General features: G+C 58.7%; 5 protein-coding genes. 4 read left to right on the forward strand and 1 reads right to left on the reverse strand.

The genetic code is table 11. The features are described 5' to 3' along the window. The 3 genes from ACXJ7R_RS27360 to ACXJ7R_RS27370 all read left to right on the forward strand — a co-directional run. Nucleotides 1–545, forward strand: a 545-nt coding sequence (locus tag ACXJ7R_RS27360) for a DUF2848 family protein (RefSeq protein ID WP_457154545.1), incomplete at its 5' end; no start/stop codon positions are given. 5 nt (nt 546–550) lie between these two features. Beyond that, the gene (locus ACXJ7R_RS27365; RefSeq protein WP_457154546.1) at nt 551–922 is read left to right on the forward strand and encodes a cupin; all 372 of its coding nucleotides are present in this window, start codon (nt 551–553) and stop codon (nt 920–922) included. A 59-nt stretch (nt 923–981) separates the two neighbouring features. Further along, the gene (locus ACXJ7R_RS27370) at nt 982–1,926 is read left to right on the forward strand and encodes an ABC transporter substrate-binding protein (RefSeq protein WP_457154547.1); all 945 of its coding nucleotides are present in this window, start codon (nt 982–984) and stop codon (nt 1,924–1,926) included. A gap of 41 nt (nt 1,927–1,967) precedes the next feature. Here ACXJ7R_RS27370 and ACXJ7R_RS27375 read toward each other — a convergent pair whose 3' ends face one another. Then, complete coding sequence (locus ACXJ7R_RS27375; RefSeq protein WP_457154548.1) at nt 1,968–2,585, reverse strand: MarR family winged helix-turn-helix transcriptional regulator; 618 nt, start codon at nt 2,583–2,585, stop codon at nt 1,968–1,970. Nucleotides 2,586–3,049: 464 nt separating this feature from the next. On the opposite strand from ACXJ7R_RS27375, the gene ACXJ7R_RS27380 reads away from it, so the two are divergent. Next, the coding region (locus ACXJ7R_RS27380; RefSeq protein WP_457154549.1) for an aldehyde dehydrogenase family protein at nt 3,050–3,675 on the forward strand (626 nt) is incomplete at its 3' end.

Raw genomic sequence — 3,675 nt, forward strand, 5'->3', positions numbered from 1 at the left:
GTGTACGGCGTCCCGAAGCAACCCCGATCTTCTATCGCGTCGCGTCGTCCCTGCTGACGACGAACGAGACCATCGAGGTGATGGGGACAGCTTCCAGCGGCGAAGTCGAACCGGTGATTTTCTCGCTTTCCGGTGAACTCTGGGTGGGGATCGGTTCCGATCATACGGACCGCAAGGCCGAGACGGTCGGCGTCACCTTGTCCAAGCAGATGTGCGCCAAACCCGTCGGGCGCATTCTGTGGCGGTTCGCCGACGTCGCCGATCGATGGGACGACCTCGAGATTCAATCTCATGTCGTAGTTGGAGGCGAGCGACGCCTCTACCAGGAGGGAACGCTGCGCACGATGCGACCGCCAGCGGAACTGATCCGACTTGGGACGGGCAAGGAAACGATGGCTGATGGTTCTGCGATGTTTTGCGGAACGCTCGCGGTGCAAGGAGAGATCGGCGCATCCGAGCGTTTCGAGATGACGCTTCGCGATCCGCTGACCGGAGAGAGCCTGACCGCCTCTTATTCGACCATAAGCTTACCCGAACGAGGATAATCGGCATGTCGACGACCAAGGTTCATCAGGAATTCTTCAAGCTCGACCTGGACGAAGGCTGGCACACGCCCGAAGGCTATCCGTCGGGCATCAAGCAGAAGATCGTCGCCGGCAGTCTGGACGAGGCGGCGGGTAAGGGAAACCGCACCCGCCTTCTGCGCTTCGACCCTGGTGTCTATACGACCGCCCCGTTCGTTCACGCCTATTGGGAAGAGGTCTTTCTCCTTGCGGGCGACCTGATCGTTGGCAACGACATCAATGGAGAGGGCGGAGAAGAATTCACCGGCTACACCTATGCGGTTCGCCCGCCCGGCATCTACCACGGCCCGTTCAAGTCGAAGCACGGCTGCCTGCTTCTCGAGACCCACTATTACTAGGATCCGGCCCTGGGTGACATCACCCACCTGGCTGTCGCCTCCCTGGACAGGAAATGCCTATGTTGAAGCTCGCCGTTCCCGATCTGGTGTCGAATTCGTACTTTCCCGCCGAAGCGGCGATCGAACTCGGCTTCTTCAAGAAGGCTGGGCTCGACGTGTCGCTCGAGCTCATCTTCCCGGTCGACCGGGCCTACCGCGCCTTGCGTGACGGCGACGTCGATATCGTGGCCGGTTCCGCGCATTCGGCGCTGGCGGCATTTCCAGGATTCGAAGGCGCCAAGCTGCTCTGCGCCCAAGCCCAGGGCATGTACTGGTTCCTGGTCATGCATACGGATTTCAAGGCATCACGCCACGACTTGTCGGTGGTGAGAGGCAAGCGCATTGGCGCTGCACCGTGGGTCGAGATGGGGTTGCGTCGGCTGCTGGTCGAGAGCGGGATCGAGACCGACACCGTGACCATCATGCCGGTTCCATCGAAGCCTGGTCAGACGGTGAATTTCGGATTGAACGCGGCCAAGGCGCTCGAAGAGCGGCTGATCGATGGGTTCTGGGCAAACGGGATGGCCGCCGAACTGGCGGTTCGAGATGGGATAGGATCGGTCGTCGCCGATGTTCGGCGAGACGGCCCACCTTCTGCATTTGAATTCACATTTGCGTCGATCGCCACGCGGGCGTCCTTTGCTGCCGACAGGCCCCAAGAGGCGGCCGCGATCGTCTCAGCGATCGTTGAAACTCACGCGGCGCTGAAACAGGACGTCGACCTCGCAGGCAAAGTCGGACGTAGGCTTTTCCCCGGTAGAGCGGCGGACCTCATAGTCGATCTCATTCGTCGCGACCTGCCCTTCTACGATGCGTCCGTCTCAAGACGTGCGGTTGAAGGTATGAGCCGCTTTGCACGCGATCTGGGTATCCTCAACGCAGATCTGTCCTACGACAGCGTGGTGTGCACCGAGCTGTCCGATTTGTGGATTCCGTCCCAGCGCGCTGCACAAACGTCCGATTGATGCCGTGAGGTCAATGCTGCGACAGCAAACAAACCATCACATCAATCCTTGTCGAAGAACCTGTCGTCGCGCTCGGCAACCTTGAGTTCGGCGACGGCGAATTCGCTGTTGCGTGATAGTCTGGTGAACATGGATTGCGCGGACGCCAGGTCCGCCGCGGTGATGCCCGCGAACAACACGTCGTTTACCTGCCGGACGAACGCGGTCACCGATATGACGGCGGCTTCGCCTTCGGGCGTGAGGCTGACCAGGACGCTGCGACGATCATCGTCTGCCGCAACCTTGTTCAGCAACCCTTTGCGAATGAGGCGTCCAACTTCCGTCGTGACATGCGTGGAAGCGAGATGGACATAGTTCGAGAGCCGCTTGATGGTGACGCCGCCTTCTCCTTGGCGGTAAGCAACCCCAACGAGTACCGCAAATTGTGACCCAGTCAGCCCGATTGCCCGGCCAAAGGCTTCCCGGCACATCGCCAGCCTGCCGAGCACCTCGACAAACAGATAGATCACTTGCCGAAAATTGTCGTCGCTTCCGTCGACCAGCAACTCGGCATGGGAAACCGTCACAGGAGGAACGAACGCACGAGCCTTGGTCTTCCTCTTGGGAGGCGGGCCTTTCTTCGCAGGGCGCTCGACGGACTTGTTCTTCAGCGCCGCCATTATCCAATCATCTCCATGACATTCTTCATCGCATAGGCTCTATCGTGAAAGGCAGGCTTGACCACCGCGCTCTCCGTGAAACAACAAAGAAGACAATACATTCGAAACATATGTTTATAGGGTAATCTTTCGGATAGCAATTTCGACGGCTACGGTGGGAGCATTTTCCACACTGAAATTCGTTGTAAAGCCAGACATGATGAAAACTCGGATGGYGTCTCCTATCTTGCCGCGCCGCCTTGAGAGCGGTCAGCTTCTCAACCTGCGAGCCAGTTTATCAACTGGTCGCTTCACCACGGACCTATGGTCACGAGCCGCGATCGAGCCACGAGTTGACGCGGGTAAGCCTTATGAATTAATATACATTTTGTATGCTATGGCGAACTCGAAAGGTTCGACGAAGCCGACATTTTTTCGCCGGGACCATGTTCTGGCACGACCCAATCAGCGCGGAGTGAACCAGAATGACGTCGTACATGGCTGCTCTACCAACCCACCGAACCCTCTTTTATGGCGGCCAATGGCACGAGGCGATGGATGGCGCTGTTGACGAGATCATCAACCCGGCTACGGGGGAAAGTTTGGGAAATGCCGCGGCGGCGAGCAAAGCGGATGTTGATAAGGCAGTTCGCGCGGCCACCGCGGGATTCAAGATCTGGCGGCAGGTCAAATTGTCCGAAAGGGCGGCTATTGTCAGGGAGGCAGCGAGGATCATCCGCGCGAATTCGGAGAGGATTACCCTGACGGACTCGGCCGATTCCGGTGGCCCTTTCAAGAGAATGATCCGTGACGCCGAGGCAGGTGCGGCGACATTCGAGTTTTTTGCGGGACTGGCAACCGAGTTAAAAGGGAACACGATTCCGTTCAGCCACGATTCGCTCAATTATTCCGTCCGTGAGCCATTGGGCGTGGTGGTGCGTATCAATGCTTTCAATCACCCCTTCCTGTTCGCCGCGCAACGTGCCGCTGCGCCTCTCGTGGCTGGAAATGCTGTTGTCATCAAGCCGCCAGTACAGGCTCCTTTGTCGACCCTGCTCTTCGCCGAGTTGATCGGCCACCTGTTTCCGGACGGTGTGTTGAGCGTACTTCC

Source organism: Mesorhizobium sp. P5_C1, from assembly GCF_054049815.1.